Origin of the sequence: Ligilactobacillus acidipiscis, assembly GCF_900116935.1 — a bacterium.
Classification (GTDB): Bacteria; Bacillota; Bacilli; order Lactobacillales; family Lactobacillaceae; genus Ligilactobacillus; species Ligilactobacillus acidipiscis.
Genome location: NZ_LT630287.1, coordinates 1,584,220 through 1,606,896, shown reverse-complemented (window position 1 = coordinate 1,606,896; position 22,677 = coordinate 1,584,220). Strand labels below are relative to the sequence as shown.

Here is a 22,677-nt window from a genome sequence, read left to right as displayed (position 1 = left end):
AAGGAGTTACTAATGGATAAGATATTTGAAAGATTGCAGGTTTTGGAAGATCACTATGCAGAATTAGCTGAGCTTCTTTCCGACCCAGATGTGATAGCTGATACCGCGCGTTTTACTGCATTATCCAAAGAAATGGGAGATCTGCGGGAAACAGTTGAAAAATTTCGTCAGTTAAAAAAAGTTCAAAAGACTATTGATGACGATGATGAGATGATGCGTACCGGTCTTGACGACGATGAAATGAACGAAATGGTCAAGGATGAATTTTCAGCTGCTAAAGAAGAACGTGCAAATTTAGAAGATGAGATCAAGGTTTTATTGCTGCCCAAAGATCCTAACGATGGTAAGAATATTATCATGGAAATCAGGGGTGCCGCCGGTGGCGATGAAGCTAGCTTGTTTGCAGCTGATCTTTTCAATATGTACAGTAAGTACGCTGAAAGACAAAGCTGGTCGATCGAAGTCATTGATAAAAATGTGACTGAAGTCGGTGGCTTTAAAGAAATTGCGTTGTTGATCAATGGCAGCAAAGTATATTCGAAGCTGAAGTATGAAAGTGGAGCGCATCGTGTTCAACGTGTTCCATCAACAGAATCTGCAGGGCGTGTTCATACCTCAACCGCGACTGTTGTTGTTATGCCTGAAGAAGAAGATGTTGAGATCGATATTGATCCTAAAGATATTCGAGTCGATGTTTACCGCTCATCCGGTGCTGGTGGACAGCATATTAACAAGACTTCTTCTGCTGTCAGAATGACCCATTTGCCGACAGGAATCGTAGTTGCGATGCAAGACCAGCGTTCACAACAACAAAACCGGGAAAAAGCGATGAAAATTTTAAAGGCACGTGTTTACGATTACTATTCTTCTAAAGAACAAAATGAATATGATGAGAATAGGAAGTCGGCCATCGGGACCGGTGACCGTTCCGAGCGGATCAGAACATATAATTACCCACAAAATCGGGTCACCGATCATCGTATCGGGTTATCTCTTAACAAGTTGGATCGCATTATGAATGGTGAACTTGATCAGGTGATCGATGCCTTGATCTTGTATGATCAAACAAAAGCTTTGGAGAACTTAGAAAATGAGTAACAGCAAAACTTTTTTTGAAGCTCAGCAATGGGCTTTTTCTTTTATAAAAAAGGCTGGTTTGGATCCATCAGCAGCTGATTTATTATTATATGGAGAAATGAATTTTTCAGCAACGGAGTTTTTAATGAATCTTAGAAAAGAAGTTCCTGAAAAAAAGTGGCAACATTTTAAAAAAAATGTCGAATTATATTGTCAAGGGTGGCCGGCCCAATATTTGTTAGGTAATGCTTATTTTTATGGTTTAAATCTTAAGGTAACTTCAGCAACTTTGATCCCTCGTCCAGAAACAGAAGAATTAGTCGACTGGATCATTTCAGGAAATGAGCGGACAACCAAAAAAGTGGCAGATATTGGGACTGGTACTGGAGCGATCGGTTTAGCGCTGAAAAGTCAGTTGCCCAGTTGGCAAGTATCATTGACTGATATTTCTGAAGCTGCGTTAGCAGTCGCTCAAGAAAATGCAGTTAATTTGGGCTTGGATGTTTCCATACTAAGAGGTGACTTGTTAGCACCTTTGACAGATGGTCCTTATGATATTATAGTCAGTAATCCACCTTATATTAGTCAAAACGAGCAAAATGAGATGGATAAAAGTGTACTTGAACATGAACCACATTTGGCTTTGTTTGCGGCTGATAACGGCTTGGCTTTTTATCGTAGGATAGCTCAGCAGGTCTCAAGCTATATTCATGTGAATTCTAAATTGTATTTGGAGATCGGCTATGCACAAGGAAAGCAAGTTGTTGAAATATTTAAGGAAGCTTTTCCTCAAGCAGAAGTTACATTAAAACGTGATATCACAGCACATGATCGTATGGTACGTGTGATTTTTAAATAGAAAGGATGAATTTATTATATGATGATAACTAAGATATACTCTCCAGCAGAAACAAAAAAAGCTGCTGAAGAAATCAAGTTAGGCGAACTGATTGCATTTCCAACTGAAACTGTTTATGGTTTGGGGGCTGATGCTACCAATGAACAAGCCGTTAAGCGTGTCTATTTAGCTAAGGGGCGTCCTTCTGACAATCCTTTGATCGTGACTGTTTCTTCGCCGGAAATGGCTGCTGAATATATTGCTGACTATGGTCAATACGGTGAAAAGCTGATCAAGGCATTTTGGCCAGGTCCGCTAACTTTGGTTTTTAAAATAAAACCCGGTTCTTTATCACCAGTTGTCACGGGTGGTTTAAGCACCGCTGCATTTCGGATGCCGGAAAATGAAACTACTCGCAAGATGATCGCCCAAGCAGGGGTGCCGATCGTTGGGCCTTCCGCTAATTCGTCTGGTAAACCCAGCCCGACAACAGCTCAACATGTTTTTCATGATATGGAAGGTAAAATTGCGGGAATCTTAGACGATGGGCCAACTGCAGTTGGTGTTGAATCAACGATCGTTGATTTGAGTACCTCAGAACCAGCAATTTTGCGACCGGGTGGTATTATTTCTGAACAGATCGAAAAGACGATCGGGCTTTCAGTTGATTCTGATCAGCATAAAGTAGGTGCTAACGAAACACCTAAAGCCCCAGGAATGAAATATAAGCATTATGCTCCGGCAGCCCAGGTGTTGATCGTGCGTCCAAATGATTGGAAGCAAGCTTTGGCATGGGCCGGCAGCCAATCGGAAAACATAGGTATCATGGCACCTTCACAAATTTTAAAAGGATCACTTCCTGCTAATGTTTTACCTTATGATATGGGTAATGACTTGGCTTCGGCTACTCATCGTTTATTTGATGGTTTACGTTATTTCGATAATGAGCAAAAAGTTAACTGGATCTTAGCATGTTCTTTTGAAGAAAAAGGTCTTGGTGCAGCGTATATGAATCGTTTGAAAAAATCTTCCGGAGGCACTTATTTCAAACCGCAGGATTAGGTTTTTGAGAAAATTTTTTTATTCGGAATATTATAGATTTTTCTGGTTTTTACCGCAAAATTCTATTAGAATGGATAAGAGAGTGAATTAAAGGAGTGTTATAAGGAATGGGAAAATTTGAGATCTTGGATCATCCATTGATCCAGCATAAACTGACGATCATCCGTAACGAAAAGTGTGGTACCCGTGAATTTCGTCAGGTGGTCAATGAAATTGCTGAACTAATGGCTTATGAAGTTTCACGTGATATGCCTTTGGAAGACGTTCAGGTCAAAACACCTGTTGAGGTGGCAACGGAAAAGCAGTTGGCTGGTAAAAAAGTAGTTATTGTTCCAATTTTACGTGCTGGTTTAGGAATGGTCGATGGAATCTTAGAGTTGATCCCTGCGGCTAAGGTTGGTCATATTGGGATGTACCGTGATGAAGAAACATTACAGCCGCATGAATATTTCGTTAAAATGCCCGATGACATTGCCAATCGTGAAATGATTATTGTTGATCCAATGTTAGCAACAGGAGGGTCTGCAATTATGGCAGTTGATGCTTTAAAGAAACGCGGTGCCAAAACAATCAAATTTGTTTGTTTAGTTGCTGCACCAGAAGGTGTGAAAGCATTGCGTGAAAAGCATCCTGATATTGACGTTTATGCCGCCGCTCTTGATGATCACTTAAACGAAGACGGTTATATCGTGCCTGGTTTGGGCGATGCTGGTGACCGTTTATTTGGAACAAAGTAATAAACAGATAGTACTTAATAAGTAAAAATAGCCGGGGCAAATGCAAGAAATTTGGTGTTTGGGTCCGGTTTTCCAGTTCCACTAAATGGAAGCGGTTGATTTAGGAACAAAAAAACTGAAAGTGATAAATTTTACGGCTTTTTGAAAAACGAAAATTATTTTCTTAAACAAGTCGCAGTTTTTCAGAAAATAATGCAAGAAAAGCTTTATTTTTAATGGTGAAAGGTGGTATGATTTCAGATGTATTCAATGATACTACATCTTGAATCAACCTTACGGTTCTACCGCAAAAGTTCAGCCGTAGTGATTACAATTGAAAAGAGGTGAGACTTGGTGAATGAGGGAGCAAAAGTTATTACACTTTTGGGTATTCCTTTTAATGTAGGAAACTGTCTGTCAGGTTTGGCTGCAGCTATTATCGTTTTCCTGTTGGTTTTTGTATTTTCAAGAAATATACAAATGAAACCTAAAGGGAAACAGAATGCACTCGAATGGTTGATAGATTTTACGAATAATATCGTTAAAGCAAATATACCTGATGAACAGGCCAGGAATTATCAACTGTTTTCTTTCACACTATTTGTACTGATTTTTATCAGTAACCAAATAGGGTTAATGATTCAATTTAGTGTTGGAGACGTCACCTATCTTAAGAGTCCAACAGCTTCACCTATGACAACATTAACGTTGGCATTACTTGTGATGGTTTTAGCAGACTTCTGTGGTGTGACAAGGTTTGGGTTTAAGGGTTACTTCAAAAATTCCTACCTCAGTCCAATGCCGGCATTATTTCCCATTGAATTATTGGAAGATTTTACTAATTTCTTAACGTTAGCTCTTCGTTTATATGGTAATATTTTTGCTGGTGAAGTTTTATTGACGACGATCCGCTCCATGGATAAAGCTGGTTGGCTGGGAACCATTAGTTCGGTTCCCCTTGAAATGATTTGGCAAGGCTTTTCTGTGTTTATTGGATCTATCCAAGCTTACGTTTTTGTCACGTTGACAATGGTTTATATTTCACAAAAGGTTGAAAAAGAATAATTTTTATAATTTTAAGGAGGAATTTAATTATGTCTCTTGGTGCAGGTTTAGCTTTATTAGGTGCCGGAATTGCTGCTGGGTTAGCTGCTATCGGTACTGGTGTAGGTAATGGTTTAGTTATTTCGAAAATGATGGAGTCAACAGCTCGTCAACCTGAGTTATCTGGACAATTGCGGACCAACATGTTTATCGGGGTTGGTTTGATCGAAGCTGTTCCGATCATTGCTGTTGTTATTGCCTTCCTATTGTACGCAAAATAATTTAAAAAAATTTAAAGTTGATGTCAATAGAGGAGGTGTCAATAGATGAATTCAACGTTTTTGCTTGGTGCAGCACAGCAAATTGCCTGGGGTGACTTCTTGTTTTATCTCGTTTTATTTGTGATTTTGATGGCGTTGGTCGGACATTTTGCCTGGGACCCGATTCAAAATATGCTGCAAAAGCGTGCGGATAAAATTTCCAATGACTTGGATTCTGCTGAAGGGGCCCGATTAAAAGCTGAAAAGTTAGCTAAACAACGTGAAGATGCTTTGAGTGATTCGCACAACGAAGCTAGTCAGATCGTGTCACGAGCAAAAGACAACGCTGAACAACAGCGGACTACGATCGTGAAACAGGCTAATGATGACGCAACGGTCTTGAAAAGTAATGCCCAAAAGGATATTTCGCGGCAAAAACAAGAAGCTCTGGATGGTGTTAGAAATGACGTTGCAGAGTTGTCTATTGTAATAGCTTCAAAGGTCATCGAAAAAGAACTTACAGTAGATGACCAAAAAGAATTAATAGACAAATATATTGAAGGGTTGGGGAAGCAAAATGGCGCTCAGTAGTGCTGAAATAGCAAGTCGTTACGGTCAGGCACTTTTCGATGTCGCTGAGTCAAAAGATATTACTTCTCAAACCGCAACGGAGCTTGTTGAATTACAGACAGTGATCACAGAGCAACCTGACCTGCTCGTATTTTTTGCGAGCCCACAGATCACTAAAGAAGCAAAAAATGAAATGCTTCAAAGCATGCAAACAAATGCTTCCCAATTAGTTAAGGACTTTTTACAAATGTTGTCCGACTATGGTAGGTTGCAAAATGTGATAGATATAATAGATGAATTTAACAGATTGAATGACGAAAAGAATGGGACAGTTCGAGTAAAAGTTACGACAGCGATCGAATTGGATGATGAACAAAAAGCAAAACTCTCAGCTAAATTTGCTCAAGTTGTAGGCGCTAATAAAGTTGTCCTTGAGCCGGTCGTAGACGAAGAAATTATTGGTGGAGTTGTGTTACGTTCCAGAGATAATATCTATGATGGCTCGGTCAAGTCCAAAATAGACAAAATCAAACGTCTGTTATTAAATTGATTTAAAGAGGTGAGACTTTTATGAGCATTAAGGCTGAGGAAATCAGTACTTTGATCAAACAGCAATTAGCAAATTATCAAAATGAACTCACCGTTGACGAAGTTGGTACTGTTACTTATGTTGGTGATGGTATTGCGCGGGCCAATGGTTTAGAGAACGCCTTAGCTGGTGAATTGTTAGAATTTTCAGACGGAACGTATGGTATGGCCCAAAATTTAGAGTCCAACGATGTTGGTATTGTTATTTTGGGAACATACGATAATATTCGTGAAGGACAAACAGTTAAGCGTACCGGCCGTATCATGGAAGTTCCTGTAGGTGAAGAAATGATCGGTCGAGTTGTGAATCCGTTAGGACAAGCAATTGATGGACAAGGTGAGATCAAAACAGATAAGACCCGCCCAATCGAAAAAAAGGCACCAGGTGTTATGGAGCGACAATCAGTTTTTGAACCTTTACAAACTGGTTTAAAAGCGATCGATGCTTTGGTACCGATTGGTCGTGGGCAGCGTGAGTTGGTCATTGGTGACCGTAAAACTGGTAAAACTTCCGTTGCGATCGATACGATTTTGAATCAAAAAGATCAGGATATGATCTGTATATATGTTGCTATTGGACAAAAAGAATCAACGGTCCGGACCCAGGTCGAAACTTTGAGAAAGTATGGCGCAATGGACTATACGATCGTTGTTTCAGCTGGTCCTTCTTCACCAGCGCCGTTGTTATGGCTAGCTCCGTATGCTGGTGCTGCTATGGGTGAAGAATTTATGTATAATGGCAAACATGTACTGGTAGTTTATGATGACTTATCAAAACAAGCTGATGCATATCGTGAACTTTCATTGATCTTGAGAAGGCCACCTGGTCGTGAAGCATATCCTGGTGATGTTTTCTATCTCCATTCACGTTTGTTAGAACGTGCTGCTAAGTTAAATGATGAGCTTGGCGGAGGATCAATGACTGCTTTGCCATTTATTGAAACTAAAGCCGGTGACGTTTCTGCTTATATTCCTACTAACGTGATCTCTATTACAGATGGTCAGATCTTCTTGGATAGTGATAACTTTTATTCAGGTGTTCGTCCTGCTATCGATGCCGGAACTTCGGTTTCCCGTGTTGGTGGTGACGCTCAAATCAAGGCCATGAAGAAAGTTGCTGGGACTCTTCGTTTGGATCTGGCATCTTATCGTGAATTGGAATCATTTGCTCAGTTCGGTTCTGATTTAGATGAAGCTACACAAGCTAAATTAAACCGTGGTCGTCGAACTGTTGAGGTTTTGAAACAGCCTTTGCATGAACCACTAGCTGTTGAAAAACAGGTTGTTATTTTATATGCATTAACGCATGGTTTTTTAGATTCCGTTGTTGTCGACGATATCTTGACGTATCAGGATCAATTGTTTGATTATATGGATAATAACTATGCAGATCTGCTTAAGGAAATTGCAGAAACAGGGCAATTACCTGAGGCTGATAAGCTCGATGCAGCAATTTCTGAATTTGCGGAGACATTTCAAGCTAGTAAAAAATAGAAGGGCGGTGACAACTGATGCCAGCATCTATACAAGAGGTCAAAAGAAAAATTTCCTCAACAAAAAAGACAGGACAGATAACTACTGCTATGCAGATGGTTTCAACTGCCAAGCTGAATCAGATTCAAAAGCATACAACCACATATCAGGTTTATGCTTCCAAGATCCGGAATGTCATTACCCATCTAGCAGCATCGCATCTGTTAGACGATGTTGAGGCACCTGAAATTGTTGAAGAAGGCGAGGTTAATTCACTTGCAATGTTACAACAACGGCCAGTTAAAAAGACAGGTCTTGTTGTGATCACTTCTGATCGTGGTTTGGTTGGCAGTTATAATAGTAACGTGATCAAGCAGACTATGGGCCTGATCTCGAAAAACCATCATTCCAAAGATGATATTGAAATTGTAGCAATTGGCGGTACGGGTGCCGATTTCTTTAAGAAACGCGGTTACGATATCGTGTACGAATATCGTGAATTAAGTGACGTCCCAACATTTAGGGAAGTTCGCCCGATCGTACGTGCGATCCTAAAAATGTTTGAAAGTGAAAAGTTTGATGAATTATTTGTTTGTTATAACCATTTTGTCAATTCTTTGACTTCTACATTTAGAGGTGAGCAAATGCTGCCGATCTCAGCAGAAAACCTTGGTAGTGAGGGGCTGAGTGATACAAATGATTCGGGTTATAATCTTGAATATGATACCGAACCATCTGAGGATGCAATTTTGGAAGTGATCTTGCCGCAGTACGCTGAAAGTCTGCTTTATGGTGCAATGTTAGATGCCAAAACATCTGAACATGCATCTAGTTCTACTGCTATGCGTTCAGCTTCTGATAATGCGGATGATATCATTGCTGGTTTAGAGCTGCAGTATAATCGTGCTCGTCAAAGTGCTATTACGACTGAGATCACGGAAATTACTGGTGCTCAAGCAGCCTTAGAATAAAAATAGGAGGAATTAACGAATGAGTTCTGGTAAAGTTGTTCAAGTTATCGGACCAGTTGTTGATGTACAATTCCCTCTTAATGAATCTTTACCTGATATTAATAATGCTTTGACCGTTGAACTTGATAATGGTACACAATTAGTGATGGAAGTTGCCCTTGAGTTGGGCGATGGCATCATGCGTACGATTGCCATGGATTCTTCAGATGGTTTAAAACGTGGCGCTACAGTCGTTGATACTGGTTCTTCGATCAGTGTGCCTGTCGGGAAAGATACGCTTGGACGTGTGTTCAATGTCCTAGGGGATACCATTGATAATGGGCCTGAATTTGATGCAGATCATCGGCGGGATCCGATTCACCGCGATGCACCTGCATATGATGAATTAAATACAAGTACTGAAGTTCTGGAAACTGGGATCAAAGTTATCGATTTACTTGCCCCATATGTTCGTGGTGGTAAGATTGGTTTGTTCGGTGGTGCCGGAGTTGGTAAAACCGTTTTGATTCAGGAATTGATCCACAATATCGCGCAAGAACATAATGGTATCTCTGTTTTTACCGGTGTTGGTGAAAGAACTCGTGAAGGTAATGACCTTTACTTTGAAATGAAAGCATCTGGAGTCTTGGAAAAGACTGCCATGGTGTTTGGTCAGATGAACGAGCCGCCTGGTGCTCGGATGCGTGTTGCGTTGACTGGGTTGACAATTGCGGAATATTTCCGTGATGTTGAAGGCCAAGATGTTTTGTTATTTATTGATAACATTTTCCGCTTTACCCAGGCTGGGTCTGAAGTTTCTGCTTTGCTGGGCCGTATTCCTTCAGCCGTTGGTTATCAACCGACATTGGCTACTGAAATGGGTCAGTTGCAAGAGCGTATTACTTCAACTAAGAAGGGTTCCGTTACATCGATCCAGGCTGTTTATGTGCCTGCCGACGATTATACTGATCCTGCTCCAGCTACAACGTTTGCGCATTTGGATGCAACTACTAACTTGGAACGTTCATTGACTCAGCAAGGTATTTATCCTGCTGTTGATCCATTGGCTTCAACTTCTGTTGCCTTGACACCAGAAATTGTTGGCCAAGAACATTATGCGATTGCTACTGAAGTGCAGCATGTTTTGCAACGTTACCGTGAATTACAAGATATTATCTCGATTCTAGGTATGGATGAATTGTCTGATGACGAGAAGGTCATCGTTGGCCGTGCACGTCGAATTCAGTTCTTCTTGTCACAAAATTTCCACGTTGCTGAAAGTTTTACTGGTCTACCGGGTGCATACGTACCTTTGGAAGATACAGTTAAAGGTTTTAAGGAGATCCTTGAAGGTAAATATGATGATTTGCCTGAAGATGCTTTCCGTTCAGTTGGTAAAATCGAAGAAGTTGTTGAAAAAGCTAAAAAAATGACGCAAAACAATTAAGGAGGTAAAGTCTGATGGCTGATAAACCTGAATTAACTGTTAACGTTGTTACACCAGATGGCAGTGTCTATGAAAAGACTACTGATATGGCTATTTGCAAGACAACCCAAGGCGAAATAGGTATTATGCCTAATCGTTTGCCGTTGTTGGCTTCATTGGCAATTGATGAGATCAGAGTTCGTCAAGATAATGGCGAATATGATGAGGTTGCTGTTAGTGGCGGATTCTTAGAATTTTCCAATAACACATTATCAATCGTTGCTTCAGCCGCTGAGCGTAAAGAAGACATCGATTCTAAACGTGCGGAACGTGCTCGTGAAAGAGCTCAAGAACGTATCGAGAAGGCAAAACAAGCCCATAATCCTGATGAGCTCCGTCGGGCCGAGGTTTCCTTGCGTCGAGCGTTGAACCGATTGAATATTTCAAATCATTAATTTAAAATGACAAGCAAAACACAGATCACAACAAGATCTGTGTTTTTTTGGGACTTTGTCAAATAGTGTTGATGGTCCATAGAACTCTATCTTTATGGTAGGGTTCTTTTTTTACTGCCATAGCTAGATTAAAGTGTTTGGGTTGGGAGGCAGGTGCGGGTCCGAAGCGTAGCGAAATGGGCCCGCACCTGCCTCCCACAGTGTTGACCTAAATTTTTTATCTTAGGCATGGATCAATTTGATGCGGATAAAGAAATGCCTTAAGTTACTGAATCCGTAACAGCTACGTTTAAGTTCTTTGATCTTGCGATTGATCCCCTCTAACGGCCCATTAGAGTAGTCATAGAGACAAGCGTTCCTGATCCCTAAGTAGTTCTTTTGAATGGTCCTCATGACGGTATCCATTTCAGTACCATTGGGACGGTAGTTCATAACTAATTGTTGTAAAGTAGCCCGATCGCGGTTGCGAATAAAGGTTAAGATCGTTTGATAGGTCTGATAGTTTTCTGCGAACTGTGGAAAATTCTTGAGTCCCAGATCGACCACATTTTGGGCAGTCGTGTATTCATTTAATCCCCGATAATATTTAACCTGGGAGGTCTCAAGTTGATTTTCAGCTAAGTGGAATAAGCGCCAGTTGCTTTTTAAAACTTTATAGTTGCGGTCGTGGTGGTCGTTGATCCCTTTTAAAACACGCAGCCGTTCATGGTCAAGTGCCCGACCCGCTAACTGAACAATATGGAAACGGTCAAAGACGATCAGGGCGTTAGGAAAAAGACGACGGACGAAAGTCTGATACTGCGCATTCAGATCCATGGTCACCAGTTGAACTTTTTGACGCTCAGAAAGTGTATAAGTATTGGTGAAATACTCGCGGATCGTCTGCGAGAGACGATCTGGCAATAAGGTGACCAAATCATGGGTTTTTGCGTCAATGCAGATAAAAGAAAAGCAGTTCTTAGTTGAACGAAATTCGTCAAAACTGAGAGCTGTCGGCAGCTCTTTGGGCGTTACTAAAGCTCGCTGATCCTTATACAAGATCCGTTGAACCGAGGAAGCTGAGATTCCCACGGTCTGGCTGATCGTTTTGACTGGCAGTGAGTTCTTAGCCAAAGTCGCGATTTCGTGGACTGCTTGGCGGGTGATCGAGTGCCGAGGTGGAGCGAGCTGCGTCTGCGCGCTAAAAGTATGGTGGCAAGTCCGGCACAGATAACGCTGTTTGCGCAAGTTCATGCGGAGCGGTTGTTCACCTAGGCTGGGTAGTCTCATCTTGGTCAGGCGGGTCCCATTCTGAACGATATTCGTGGAACCACAATTAACACAGCGTTCGACGGGGTAAGTCAGCGTAGCTGAAAGCAGTTTTTCGTGAACTCCGGCCTGTGAAAAATCAGTACAAGCTGAAATTTTGATATTTGGGTCTTGGATATTGAGTAAATTTAGGATAGAATCAGTTTGGGACATCATTTATACCTCGCTTTGATTTGGTTTTGTCGCTTTAATCGTAGCATATGAGGACAAATGATGTCCTTTTTTGTACAAAAATAGTGCTGATGAACGCTCATCAACACTAAAAAGTTTAGACCCGTTTTTTTTGTGATAATGAAAAACTTTGAAAAAATACTTAAAAAGATTATAAAACCCTCCGTGTCAGTTGCTTAAAATTATTTATGTATGATATTATTAAGTTTATAAACATTGATTTGAGGGATTTTTATGAAGTGGATGGGTTTTCAAGCAATTTTAACGATCGTGAGTCATTTTGTTTTCATTGGTTTCGCTTTTTCTGCGTTACAGGCTTTAAGATTAGATCGTTATATCGTACCAGAAAGGCAGGGAAAATATAAACTTGTATTGGTTTTGGTTTCCGTTGCCCTTGGTTTTTTGTGTAGTGAATTCTTTTTAAGCTTTATTGATAACATTCGGAATCTCTCGTATTTATTTAGTAAATAATAATTTTAAATATTTATGATGTACTCTGGTTAAACTATTGGAGGAATAAACGTGGAAAAGATTATTGTACGTGGCGGGGAAAGGTTAAGTGGAACTGTTGATATTGAAGGAGCAAAAAATGCTGTTTTGCCGATTTTGGCAGCAAGCATTTTGCCGGAAACAGGCAGAACAGAATTGACAAACGTTCCAATTTTGTCTGATGTTTACACTATGAACAATGTGATCCGTTTCTTAAATGTTAAAGTTGGCTTTAATGAAAAAGCAAAGTCGATCACTTTGGATGCGACTGGGGATCTATCATATGAAGCTCCGTTCAAGTATGTTTCAAAAATGAGAGCATCGATCGTTGTATTAGGTCCTTTGTTGGCTCGGCTGAAACATGCAAAAGTAGCTATGCCTGGTGGGTGCGCGATAGGTACGCGACCAATCGACCTGCATTTAAAGGGAATGGAAGCTTTAGGAGCTAAAATCGAGCAACACGACGGATACATAGAGGCGACTACTAACGGTTTAGTTGGCGCAAATATCTATTTGGACTTTCCAAGTGTTGGAGCTACTCAAAACATCATGATGGCTGCGACCTTAGCCAAAGGGACAACTATGATCGATAATGTTGCTCGTGAACCTGAGATCGTTGATTTAGCTAACATTTTAAATCAAATGGGTGCAAAAATTACAGGTGCGGGTACTGAAACGATCAAAATCGTTGGAGTGTCTTCGTTACATGGTGCAAAACATTCTATTATTCAAGACCGGATCGAAGCAGGAACATTCATGGTTGCTGCTGCATTGACTCATGGCAATGTTTTGATCAAGGATGCAATATCAGAGCATAATAAACCATTGATTTCTAAATTAGAAGAAATGGGAGTTATTGTTTCTGATGAGGAAGATGGGGTCCGTGTTATTGGACCAGAAAAATTACAGCCTACCACTGTCAAAACTTTGCCGCATCCTGGTTTTCCAACTGATCTCCAACCGCAAATGTCTATTTTACAATTAGAAGCATACGGTACTAGTGTTATGACGGAAACGGTCTTTGAGAATCGTTTTATGCATTTAGAAGAGTTACGCCGAATGAATGCCAACTTTAAGATCGAAGGTGATTCAGCTGTGATGTATGGTCCGAATGACTTAACTGGGGCAGAAGTTGCAGCCACTGATTTGCGTGCAGCCGCTGCACTTGTATTAGCAGGCTTGGTTGCTAAAAACATTACTCAAGTTACTAACTTAGAGTATTTGGATCGTGGATACTATCACTTCAATGAAAAACTCGCTAGTTTAGGTGCATCGATCAAACGAATTGACGACCTAACAGGCACAACGATCGATCTCAAAAAGAAAACACAAAACTAGTTTTTGCAGACAGCCCAATTTTTACGAGTTATAGGGTCGTTTGTGTTTTGAATTTACCTAAATTGGAATTTGAAAATCGTCCACCTAGTCTTGATAGTGGGCGTTTTTTATTTTAACATAGTCATAAATTTACCGTTTAATAATTTGTGCATTTTTAGAGAGAAACTTTTAACATTAGAGTTTGACTAAATTTAGAAAAATTAATAGACTTAACTATTTTGAAAACGTTGATGTATCAGCAACTATATACATCTTATTAGCAGTCTGATATAATGACTTAGATATGGTTTAATTTAGACTTATTGTATAAAATTAAAGGAGAACTATAATGGCAAAGGATATTGGTATTGATTTGGGGACCGCCAATGTTTTGATCAATGTTCAAGGCAAAGGCATTGTGTTAGATGAGCCTTCTGTAGTGGCAATTGATACAGATACGGACCGGATATTGGCAGTTGGTTCAGAAGCATATAAAATGGTGGGACGTACACCAGGAAACATTCGAGCAGTCCGCCCGCTTAAAGACGGGGTAATTGCAGATTTTGATATGACTGAACAAATGCTCGCTTACTTTATAAAAAAACTAAATGTTAAAGGATTAATGTCCAAGCCTGATATTTTAATTTGTTGTCCAACAGGGACAACTGATATTGAGCGTAAGGCTATTCGGCAGGCTGCCGAAAAATCTGGTAATGGAGCAGTCCATGTCGATGTTGAACCAAAAGTGGCTGCAATTGGTGCTGGTTTGGAAATTTTTAAACCAGTGGGTAATATGGTAGTCGATATTGGGGGCGGAACTAGTGATATAGCCATTCTTTCATTGGGTGATATCGTTGCTAGCAGCTCATTACGTGTTGCTGGTGATCGTCTCAATACGGATATCGTGAACTATATTCGAAAAGATTTTGGCTTATTGATCGGTGAACATACAGCAGAACGAGTTAAAATTGAGATCGGAACTGCGGTTCCTGGTCATCGTAATGAAGAGATCCAAGTACGCGGTCGTGATGTAGTCAATGGATTACCTAAGGAAATTGAATTAACTTCTGATCAGGTCGAAGGTGCGATCCATGATACTTTGGAAAGTATCGTTGTAGCGGCCAAGGATCTTTTAGGACAGATCCCACCTGAATTAGCAGCTGATATTATCGATCATGGTATTATGTTGACTGGTGGTGGAGCTCTAATCGATGGCTTGGGGCAATTATTCTCGGATCAGTTGGGTGTTCCTGTGCACGTTTCAGAAACTCCTTTGCAAGATGTTGCAAAAGGAACAGGCTTTCTACTGGAAAATCCTGAAAAGATAACTGACTTAAAATAATTAGCTGGTGATAATTGTGAAAAACATTTTGATTTTTCCAATCAAGGTATATCAAAGGTTTATTTCTCCCTTATTTCCTCCGACATGCAGATATTATCCCACGTGTTCTAACTATGCAGTTCAGGCTATAGAAAAACATGGTTTTTTAGGAATACTAATGGCAACAGCTCGAATTTTACGGTGTAATCCGTTTGTTCATGGAGGATATGATCCAGTTCCAGATAAGTTTACACTTTCTCGTAATACTGATTGGGTCAAAGAGGAAGATTCGATTGCAGCTAAATGGAGGAATGAAAATGAAGAAAGAAAAAAACATTGAAATAGTTGAAGAAGAAAAACGGATAAATGGCATACTTGTCTCCCAGCTGACTTTAGGTAAGGAGTCCATAGGTACGATACGCCAGGATAAAAAACGCTATGTGGTGACTTTCCCTAATGGGGAAGAAACACATATGTCTAGCAGGTCAGCTGGTATTGATGCCTTGATCCGTGAATTTCATCTACATCATAGTTAAGAAAATGAACTTGATTTTTGAATAAAGGAGCGTTATTCGTTCACCATGAATACAAAATTGAGAAGAAGCGACGATGAAGATTCACGAATCGACTGGGGAATAATTTTGTCAGTTTTGTTGTTGGCTGTGATCGGTATTGCTTCGATCTATGTTGCCGCTAGTAATGATACAAGCACAACTAGCATTGCTAGAACGATGATCTCTCAAGCGGTCTTTTATACTTTAGGTATCTTACTTGTAGTATTCATCATGCAATTTGATGCTGAACAGTTATGGAAGGTTGCTCCTATCGTATATGGTTTTGGGATTTTTCTTTTGATAATGGTCCTATTTCTATATAGTCGATCGTATGCTCAACTGACGGGCGCCAAGAGCTGGTTTGCACTTGGACCTTTGACTTTCCAACCGTCCGAAGTTATGAAACCTGCCTACATTATTATGTTGGGTCGTGTTGTAACGCAGCATAATAGTGAGAATGTTAGTCATACTATTCGAGGTGACTGGCAATTGATCGGCAAGATGGTCGGTTGGACATTGCCAGTGGCAGTTTTATTGGAACTACAAAATGACTTCGGGACGATGCTGGTTTTCTTTGCCATTTTTGGCGGTGTGGTGCTGCTTTCCGGGATCTCTTGGAAGATCATCATACCAACTTTCCTAGCTGTGGCTGCTGTGGGTGGTTTTTTGATCTTTTTAGTAGTTTATGATCGAAGTTTGCTACTGTCGCTTGGTTTTAAAGATTATCAGTTTAAGCGGATCGACTCTTGGTTGGATCCGTCCGCTAATACATCTTCTAGCGCCTATCAATTATGGCAAAGCATGAAGGCCATCGGTTCAGGAAAATTATTAGGCAAAGGTTTTAATGTTTCGAAAGTTTATGTGCCGGTGCGTGAATCAGATATGATTTTTTCCGTAATTGGTGAAAACTTCGGCTTTGTTGGTGCTTGTGTTTTGATCTTTATCTATTTATTGCTTATTTTCCAAATGATCCAAGTCACTTTTGATACCAAAAATGAATTCTATGCCTATATTTCGACTGGTGTGATCATGATGATCATTTTCCATGTTTTCGAAAATATTGGGATGAGTATTGGCTTGCTGCCACTAACAGGTATTCCGCTACCGTTTGTAAGCCAAGGTGGTTCTGCTTTGATTGGAAATATGATCGGAGTGGGACTAATAATGTCGATGAGATATCATTATAAGAGTTATATGTTTAGTAATAATGAAGAGTTCAGGTAGTTTAACTTTTACTAAGCACTAATAAATAACTATAAATGCGGTCATGTTTTTATAATGATCAAGGAAAACTGCTTAAAGTTTTAATCACTTTAGGCGGCTTTTTTGTTAGAAAAATTTGTCATTTCAAAGAGTAGTTTTGTCTGTAACTTGTTTTTTTAACAATTCTAATTCATACTGAGTTTATCAAATAATTATTCAAGTGAGAACTAAGGGAGTTGACTGAAGTGAAAATGTTTTATTGTTATTCCAAATGTTCGACATGTAAAAAAGCTAAGAAATGGTTGGACGAACACAATGTTCAATACAATTCACAAGATTTGGTAGTGCAGCCGCCAGCTAAAGAAGATCTATTGAGATGGTTGAATAATTCTTCACAACCATTGCGCTATTTTTTCAATACAAGTGGTCAACATTATCGGCAGCAAAATTTAAAAGACAAGTTGCCGCGGATGACTAATGAAGAAGCTGCAAAACTGCTTTCAGCCGATGGAAAGCTTATCAAACGCCCTTTGATGGTTGATGGAGACAAGCTCACATGTGGCTTTAAAGAAGAAGTTTATGCAGAAAAATGGTCACATTAATTTTTCTAAGCTAATTGAAAACGATTCTCATTTGCTTTAGAATGAATGAGAAGTACTTAACATGAATTCAAAGGAGAAACGATATGGCCACTTTAGAAGTAAAAGATTTACATGTTAAAGCAAAAGAAGAAGAAAAAGAAATCTTGACCGGAGTCAACTTAAAAATGACGACCGGTGAGATCCACGCTATCATGGGGCCAAACGGAACCGGGAAGTCGACCTTGTCTGAGACGATCATGGGAAATCCAAATTACGAAGTTTTGAAGGGAGATATTTTGATCAATGGACAAAGTATCATTGGTTTACCGGTAGATCAACGTGCTCGTGCCGGTTTGTTTTTGGCGATGCAGTACCCTGCTGAGATCCCCGGCATTACCAATGCTGAATTTATCCGTGCTGCTATTAATTCGCGTCGGGCAGAGGATGATCAGATGCCGATCCCAGCATTCTTAAAAAAATTAGATCATACTTTGAAGACCTTAGACATGACCGAAGAAATGTCAGAACGTTATTTAAACGAAGGCTTTTCAGGGGGAGAAAAGAAACGTAATGAGATATTACAACTGATGATGATCGAACCTAAATTTGCTATTTTGGATGAGATCGATTCTGGTTTGGATATTGATGCTTTGAAAGTTGTTTCACGCGGAGTCAATGCAATGCGGGGACCGAAATTTGGTTCACTGATCATTACGCATTATCAGCGGTTATTGAATTATATCAAACCAGACGTTGTGCATGTCATGATGGGCGGCAAAATCGTCAAATCGGGCGATGCTGAGTTGGCAGTGAAACTGGAAGATGAAGGTTATGCTGGTTTAAGAGATGAGCTGGGCTTAGATGTTAAATTGGTCGATGAAGAATAGGGGGGGCACCAGATGACAGTCGAAATGCAAACTGATCAGGATATTAAAAAGTATGCCCAACAAGTTGATGAGCCTCAATGGTTCACTTCAATGCGACTGAAAGCTCAGCAAGAAGTTGAGGACCTAACTTTACCAAATTTTCAAAAAATTCAGTATCATTCATGGCCAATTAATTCGACACGTAAGTTAGAAGTTGGCGACCATCGTTTAACAGATGAAAAATTAGTTACGGAGCAGGCAAATATTGTCCAAATTGGTTCAAAAGTCATTCAAAAAGATTTACCTCAAGAATTTATGGATAAAGGAGTCATCGTTTGTGATTGGGCTACGGCTTTAAAGAAACATTCAGAGTTAGTCGAGAAATACTTTATGACGATGGCAACTGAGCCGACCGAAAATCGGTTGAATGCTGAGCATGTTGCTCACTTGACCAGTGGTTTGCTGATTTATGTTCCCAAAAATGTTATTTTAAAACACCCCCTGACTTCTTATTTCTTTCAAGATGCTCGGCAGTCGCGAGATTATGTACACCATTTATTATTGATCGCTGATCGCGGAAGTGAAGTTTCATATTTAGAAAATACTGGGACTGTTGGTACTAAGCCTTGCCCGGCTAATATTATTGAAGAGGTTATTGCTGAACCCGACAGTCATATTAAGTTTGCCAGTGTCGATCGTTTGGGAGAAAACACGACCGCTTACTTAAATCGACGAGGGTATCTAAAACGTAATGCTCGGATCGACTGGTCGATGGGTATGATGAATGATGGTAATATCGTTGGGGATTTTGATTCTGAATTAGTTGGCGAAGCTTCACATGCTGAAGTTAAAGTCGTGGCTATTTCAACAGGTGATCAGGTTCAAGGAATCGATACGCGAGTCACTAATTATGGTCAGCACTCCTTAGGCAATATCTTACAACACGGTGTGATCTTGGCACGCTCAAGTTTGATTTTTAATGGGATCGGTCATATCATTCACGGTGCACGTGGTGCGGAGGCCCAGCAGGAAAGTCGAGTCTTGATGCTTTCAACTAAGGCTCGGGGTGATGCAAATCCGATATTATTGATTGATGATAATGATGTTGTTGCTGGACACGCAGCTAGTGTTGGACGTGTCGACGAACAAAAGATGTATTATTTAATGAGTCGTGGTGTGGACAAAAAAACTGCAGAACGTTTGGTGATCAGAGGATTCTTGGGTCCGGTCCTTTCAGCCTTGCCATCTAAAGAAGTTCGAAAAGTTTTGGCAGATATGATCGAGAGGAAGTTAGTCAATGGACAAAAAGATGAATGATCTGTTAGAGGACTTCCCGATTTTAAAAGAAATGATCAATGATGAAAAGTTGGTTTATTTGGATAATGCGGCTACAACTCAGAAACCCAAGCAGGTTTTGGACACCATTAGATATTACTATGAACATGATAACGCTAATGTTCATCGCGGTGTCCATACTTTAGCTGAACGGGCTACGAAACAGTATGAACAAGTTAGGGAAAAAGTTGTCAATTTCATTGGCGGTAATGATCCGCATGAAGTAGTTTATACCAAAGGGACGACTGAAGCTTTGAATTGGGTCGCAGCCGGTTATGGTGCGACACATGTCCATGCTGGGGATGAAATTGTTGTTTCCTATATGGAACACCATAGTAATATTGTTCCTTGGCAGCAGCTGGCAGCTAAAGTCGGTGCTAAGCTCAAGTATATTACTTTAACAGCCGACGGTCAGCTGGATTTAGAAAGTGCTAAGCACGTTATTACTGATAAAACGGTGCTTGTTTCACTTTGTCATGCTTCTAATGTTTTAGGTGTGGTCAATCCAATTAAAGAAGTTGCTCAATTAGCTCACCAGCATGGTGCGATCATGGTTGTTGACGGTGCGCAGGCTGTGCCGCATATGAGAGTCAATGTGCAAAAACTGGGTGCTGATTTTTATGCTTTCTCTGGACATAAAATGTTGGGCCCAACTGGGATTGGTGTATTATGGGGCAAAAAAGAACTGCTAGCGGGGATGAGGCCTTTAGAATTTGGCGGAGAAATGATCGCCAATGTTGGTTTATATCATACTGACTTTAAAGAACCGCCGTATAAATTTGAAGGTGGGACCCAAAATATTGCCGGCGTTGTCGGCTTAGGAGCTGCAATCGATTATTTAACTGAAGTAGGTTTGGATAATGTAACAGCTCATGAAAAGTCGTTGAGCAAGTATGTTTTGCCCAAGCTTCAAAAAATACCCGGAATTGAAATTTATGGACCATCAGACCCGGATATTAGAACAGGGGTCCTCTCATTTAATTTAACCGGTATCCATCCCCATGATCTGGCCAGTGCTTTGGATATGGATGGAGTTGCTGTCAGAGCTGGTCATCATTGTGCTCAGCCTTTGATGAAATATTTGGGAGTTGGTGCGACAGCGCGGGCTAGTTTTTATTTGTACAACACAAAAGCAGACGCAGATTTGTTTATTAATGCAATTTTGGAGGCAAAGGAGTTCTTTTCAAATGGCTCTTTCTAAATTAAGCAACTTATATCGACAGGTGATCATGGATCACGCTAAACATCCGCATAATAATCAGCCGTTACCGCAAGCTGATCACGAGATCGAATTACGCAATCCAACTTGTGGCGATGTTTTAACTGTTCAACTAAAAATACAAGATGATAAGATCATTGACGCTGCATACACTGGGACTGGATGTACGATCTCACAAGCTTCAGCGTCAATGATGACTGATCAGATCAAGGGAAAAACTACCGCAGAAGTTGAGAAAATGGTGCTTGGTTTTTCTGATATGGTTTTAGGAAAAGAAGTCCCTGACATGGAAAGATTATTGGGAGAGGCTGCAATTTTACAAAGTGTGGCACAGTTTCCGGCGCGGATCAAATGTGCTACTTTGGCTTGGAAGGCAGCTTATCAAGCGATAGAGGAGAGTGAGAACGATGACTAGCAGTGTGCCTGATGTTGGTGGAGAGTATAAATACGGGTTTAAAGACGATATCGAACCGATATACACAACTGGGGAGGGGGTGACTGAAGATATCGTCCGCGAGATCTCAGCAGTCAAAAATGAGCCGCAGTGGATGCTTGATTTTCGTCTGAAGGCTTATGAGATTTACAAAAAGTTACCGATGCCTAAATTTGGACCTGATCTTTCTGGGATCGATCTAGACAAGATCAATTATTTTAGACGCGATGCTGACAAGGTTGCTCGTAATTGGGATGATGTTCCGGAAGATATTAAGAAAACATTTGATCGATTGGGTGTTCCGCAAGCAGAACGTGAATATCTGGCAGGTTCATCAGCTCAGTATGAATCAGAAGTTGTTTATCACAACATGCAACAGCAATTTGAAAAAACAGGGATCGTATTTATGGATACTGATTCTGCGGTACAGCAGTATCCAGAATTAGTCAAAAAATATTTTGGCAAGTTAGTGTTGCCAACTGATAACAAGATGGCAGCCTTAAATTCAGCTGTCTGGTCCGGTGGAACATTTATTTATGTGCCTAAGGGGGTTAAGGTCTCGACCCCGATCCAAAGTTATTTCCGGATCAATGCTGGAAATTCAGGCCAGTTTGAGCGAACACTGATCATCGTTGATGAAGGTGCTAGTGTTAATTATGTTGAAGGCTGTACGGCACCTAATTATTCACAAGATAGTTTGCACGCTGCGGTGGTTGAGGTCAATGTATTGCCAAATGCTTATTGTCGCTACACGACGATCCAAAACTGGTCAGATAATGTTTATAGTTTAGAGACCAAACGTGCACAGGCTCTGGAAAATTCGACAATGGAATGGGTCGATGGTAACCTAGGCTCTAAAGTAACAATGAAATATCCAAGTGTTTATTTGGATGGTCAAGGAGCTCGAGGAACGATGCTATCGATTGCTTTTGCAGGTCAAGACATTCGTTCTGATACAGGCGCACGGATGATCCATCATGCTAAGAACACCTCGTCATCAATTGTTTCCAAGTCGCTATGTAAAGACGGAGGAAGTGTAGACTATCGGGGACAAGTTAGGTTTGACCGGCACAGCGATGGCTCATTTGCCCATGTCGAATGTGATACGATCATTATGGATGAAAAGTCGACCAGTGATACGATACCATTCAATGAAATTTTGAACGGTAATGTGTCGATGGAACACGAAGCTAAGGTTTCTAAAATTTCAGAAGAACAGCTATATTATTTGATGAGTCGTGGAATCTCTGAAGAAAAAGCAACTGAAATGATTATTATGGGATTTGTCGAGCCATTTACTAAAGAACTTCCAATGGAGTATGCGGTCGAATTAAACCGTTTGATCAATTACCAGATGGAAGGATCTGTGGGATAAATTTTATATATATGCTCTAAGCGTTGGTGTGTCAGTGCTTAGGGCT

Annotated in this window: 25 protein-coding genes; 24 read left to right on the top strand and 1 reads right to left on the bottom strand. The window is 40.4% G+C overall.

The window, feature by feature from the left end:
• The first annotated feature begins 12 nt into the window (after positions 1–12).
• From prfA to BQ5903_RS07405, 12 genes are all read left to right on the top strand, one after another.
• The gene (gene prfA, locus BQ5903_RS07460) at positions 13–1,098 is read left to right on the top strand and encodes a peptide chain release factor 1 (protein ID WP_079579262.1); all 1,086 of its coding nucleotides are present in this window, start codon (positions 13–15) and stop codon (positions 1,096–1,098) included.
• On the top strand, positions 1,091–1,936 hold the full coding sequence (prmC, locus tag BQ5903_RS07455) for a peptide chain release factor N(5)-glutamine methyltransferase (protein ID WP_079579261.1): 846 nt from the start codon (positions 1,091–1,093) through the stop codon (positions 1,934–1,936). The genes prfA and prmC overlap by 8 nt, the downstream gene beginning before the upstream one ends.
• 18 nt (positions 1,937–1,954) lie before the next feature.
• Complete coding sequence (locus BQ5903_RS07450; RefSeq protein WP_010499504.1) at positions 1,955–2,977, top strand: L-threonylcarbamoyladenylate synthase; 1,023 nt, start codon at positions 1,955–1,957, stop codon at positions 2,975–2,977.
• Positions 2,978–3,084: 107 nt separating this feature from the next.
• On the top strand, positions 3,085–3,714 hold the full coding sequence (gene upp / locus BQ5903_RS07445; protein WP_010499502.1) for a uracil phosphoribosyltransferase: 630 nt from the start codon (positions 3,085–3,087) through the stop codon (positions 3,712–3,714).
• A 333-nt stretch (positions 3,715–4,047) separates the two neighbouring features.
• On the top strand, positions 4,048–4,758 hold the full coding sequence (gene atpB / locus BQ5903_RS07440) for a F0F1 ATP synthase subunit A (protein ID WP_010499500.1): 711 nt from the start codon (positions 4,048–4,050) through the stop codon (positions 4,756–4,758).
• Positions 4,759–4,787: 29 nt separating this feature from the next.
• Positions 4,788–5,018: a F0F1 ATP synthase subunit C gene (atpE, locus tag BQ5903_RS07435; RefSeq protein ID WP_010499498.1), complete on the top strand. Its 231-nt coding sequence runs from the start codon at positions 4,788–4,790 to the stop codon at positions 5,016–5,018.
• 45 nt (positions 5,019–5,063) lie between these two features.
• The gene (gene atpF / locus BQ5903_RS07430) at positions 5,064–5,588 is read left to right on the top strand and encodes a F0F1 ATP synthase subunit B (RefSeq protein ID WP_010499496.1); all 525 of its coding nucleotides are present in this window, start codon (positions 5,064–5,066) and stop codon (positions 5,586–5,588) included.
• Positions 5,575–6,117, top strand: coding sequence for an ATP synthase F1 subunit delta (atpH, locus tag BQ5903_RS07425; RefSeq protein ID WP_010499494.1), 543 nt, complete (start codon positions 5,575–5,577; stop codon positions 6,115–6,117). The genes atpF and atpH overlap by 14 nt, the downstream gene beginning before the upstream one ends.
• A gap of 20 nt (positions 6,118–6,137) precedes the next feature.
• Positions 6,138–7,649: a F0F1 ATP synthase subunit alpha gene (gene atpA, locus BQ5903_RS07420; RefSeq protein ID WP_056988075.1), complete on the top strand. Its 1,512-nt coding sequence runs from the start codon at positions 6,138–6,140 to the stop codon at positions 7,647–7,649.
• A gap of 17 nt (positions 7,650–7,666) precedes the next feature.
• Positions 7,667–8,599 carry a F0F1 ATP synthase subunit gamma gene (locus tag BQ5903_RS07415; RefSeq protein WP_010499484.1) on the top strand — a complete coding sequence of 311 codons (933 nt, stop codon included), beginning with the start codon at positions 7,667–7,669 and terminating at the stop codon, positions 8,597–8,599.
• 19 nt (positions 8,600–8,618) lie between these two features.
• Positions 8,619–10,025 carry a F0F1 ATP synthase subunit beta gene (atpD, locus tag BQ5903_RS07410; RefSeq protein ID WP_010499482.1) on the top strand — a complete coding sequence of 469 codons (1,407 nt, stop codon included), beginning with the start codon at positions 8,619–8,621 and terminating at the stop codon, positions 10,023–10,025.
• Positions 10,026–10,039: 14 nt separating this feature from the next.
• The gene (locus BQ5903_RS07405; protein ID WP_056971821.1) at positions 10,040–10,459 is read left to right on the top strand and encodes a F0F1 ATP synthase subunit epsilon; all 420 of its coding nucleotides are present in this window, start codon (positions 10,040–10,042) and stop codon (positions 10,457–10,459) included.
• A 222-nt stretch (positions 10,460–10,681) separates the two neighbouring features.
• Here BQ5903_RS07405 and BQ5903_RS07400 read toward each other — a convergent pair whose 3' ends face one another.
• The gene (locus BQ5903_RS07400; protein WP_079578646.1) at positions 10,682–11,923 is read right to left on the bottom strand and encodes an ISL3 family transposase; all 1,242 of its coding nucleotides are present in this window, start codon (positions 11,921–11,923) and stop codon (positions 10,682–10,684) included.
• A gap of 249 nt (positions 11,924–12,172) precedes the next feature.
• On the opposite strand from BQ5903_RS07400, the gene BQ5903_RS07395 reads away from it, so the two are divergent.
• From BQ5903_RS07395 to sufB, 12 genes are all read left to right on the top strand, one after another.
• The gene (locus BQ5903_RS07395) at positions 12,173–12,409 is read left to right on the top strand and encodes a DUF1146 family protein (RefSeq protein WP_010499473.1); all 237 of its coding nucleotides are present in this window, start codon (positions 12,173–12,175) and stop codon (positions 12,407–12,409) included.
• 51 nt (positions 12,410–12,460) lie between these two features.
• The gene (gene murA, locus BQ5903_RS07390) at positions 12,461–13,765 is read left to right on the top strand and encodes a UDP-N-acetylglucosamine 1-carboxyvinyltransferase (protein ID WP_010499472.1); all 1,305 of its coding nucleotides are present in this window, start codon (positions 12,461–12,463) and stop codon (positions 13,763–13,765) included.
• A gap of 328 nt (positions 13,766–14,093) precedes the next feature.
• Complete coding sequence (mreB, locus tag BQ5903_RS07385) at positions 14,094–15,086, top strand: rod shape-determining protein (protein WP_010499471.1); 993 nt, start codon at positions 14,094–14,096, stop codon at positions 15,084–15,086.
• A 16-nt stretch (positions 15,087–15,102) separates the two neighbouring features.
• Positions 15,103–15,405 (top strand): membrane protein insertion efficiency factor YidD, encoded by a 303-nt coding sequence (gene yidD, locus BQ5903_RS07380; protein ID WP_029605706.1) that lies wholly within the window; start codon positions 15,103–15,105, stop codon positions 15,403–15,405.
• Positions 15,383–15,601, top strand: coding sequence for a DUF2969 domain-containing protein (locus BQ5903_RS07375; protein ID WP_010499469.1), 219 nt, complete (start codon positions 15,383–15,385; stop codon positions 15,599–15,601). Before yidD ends, BQ5903_RS07375 begins: the two co-directional genes overlap by 23 nt.
• Before the next feature lie 45 nt (positions 15,602–15,646).
• The gene (locus tag BQ5903_RS07370; RefSeq protein WP_056971886.1) at positions 15,647–16,843 is read left to right on the top strand and encodes an FtsW/RodA/SpoVE family cell cycle protein; all 1,197 of its coding nucleotides are present in this window, start codon (positions 15,647–15,649) and stop codon (positions 16,841–16,843) included.
• A gap of 224 nt (positions 16,844–17,067) precedes the next feature.
• A complete protein-coding gene (locus BQ5903_RS07365; RefSeq protein ID WP_010499457.1) occupies positions 17,068–17,424 on the top strand; it encodes an arsenate reductase family protein in 357 nt (118 codons plus the stop codon).
• A gap of 83 nt (positions 17,425–17,507) precedes the next feature.
• Positions 17,508–18,290 (top strand): Fe-S cluster assembly ATPase SufC, encoded by a 783-nt coding sequence (gene sufC, locus BQ5903_RS07360; protein ID WP_010499455.1) that lies wholly within the window; start codon positions 17,508–17,510, stop codon positions 18,288–18,290.
• A gap of 12 nt (positions 18,291–18,302) precedes the next feature.
• On the top strand, positions 18,303–19,586 hold the full coding sequence (gene sufD / locus BQ5903_RS07355) for a Fe-S cluster assembly protein SufD (protein ID WP_079579260.1): 1,284 nt from the start codon (positions 18,303–18,305) through the stop codon (positions 19,584–19,586).
• The gene (locus tag BQ5903_RS07350; protein ID WP_010499443.1) at positions 19,567–20,805 is read left to right on the top strand and encodes a cysteine desulfurase; all 1,239 of its coding nucleotides are present in this window, start codon (positions 19,567–19,569) and stop codon (positions 20,803–20,805) included. The genes sufD and BQ5903_RS07350 overlap by 20 nt, the downstream gene beginning before the upstream one ends.
• Positions 20,792–21,238: a Fe-S cluster assembly sulfur transfer protein SufU gene (gene sufU / locus BQ5903_RS07345; RefSeq protein ID WP_010499441.1), complete on the top strand. Its 447-nt coding sequence runs from the start codon at positions 20,792–20,794 to the stop codon at positions 21,236–21,238. The genes BQ5903_RS07350 and sufU overlap by 14 nt, the downstream gene beginning before the upstream one ends.
• Complete coding sequence (gene sufB, locus BQ5903_RS07340) at positions 21,231–22,631, top strand: Fe-S cluster assembly protein SufB (RefSeq protein WP_010499439.1); 1,401 nt, start codon at positions 21,231–21,233, stop codon at positions 22,629–22,631. Before sufU ends, sufB begins: the two co-directional genes overlap by 8 nt.
• Positions 22,632–22,677 lie beyond the last annotated feature (46 nt).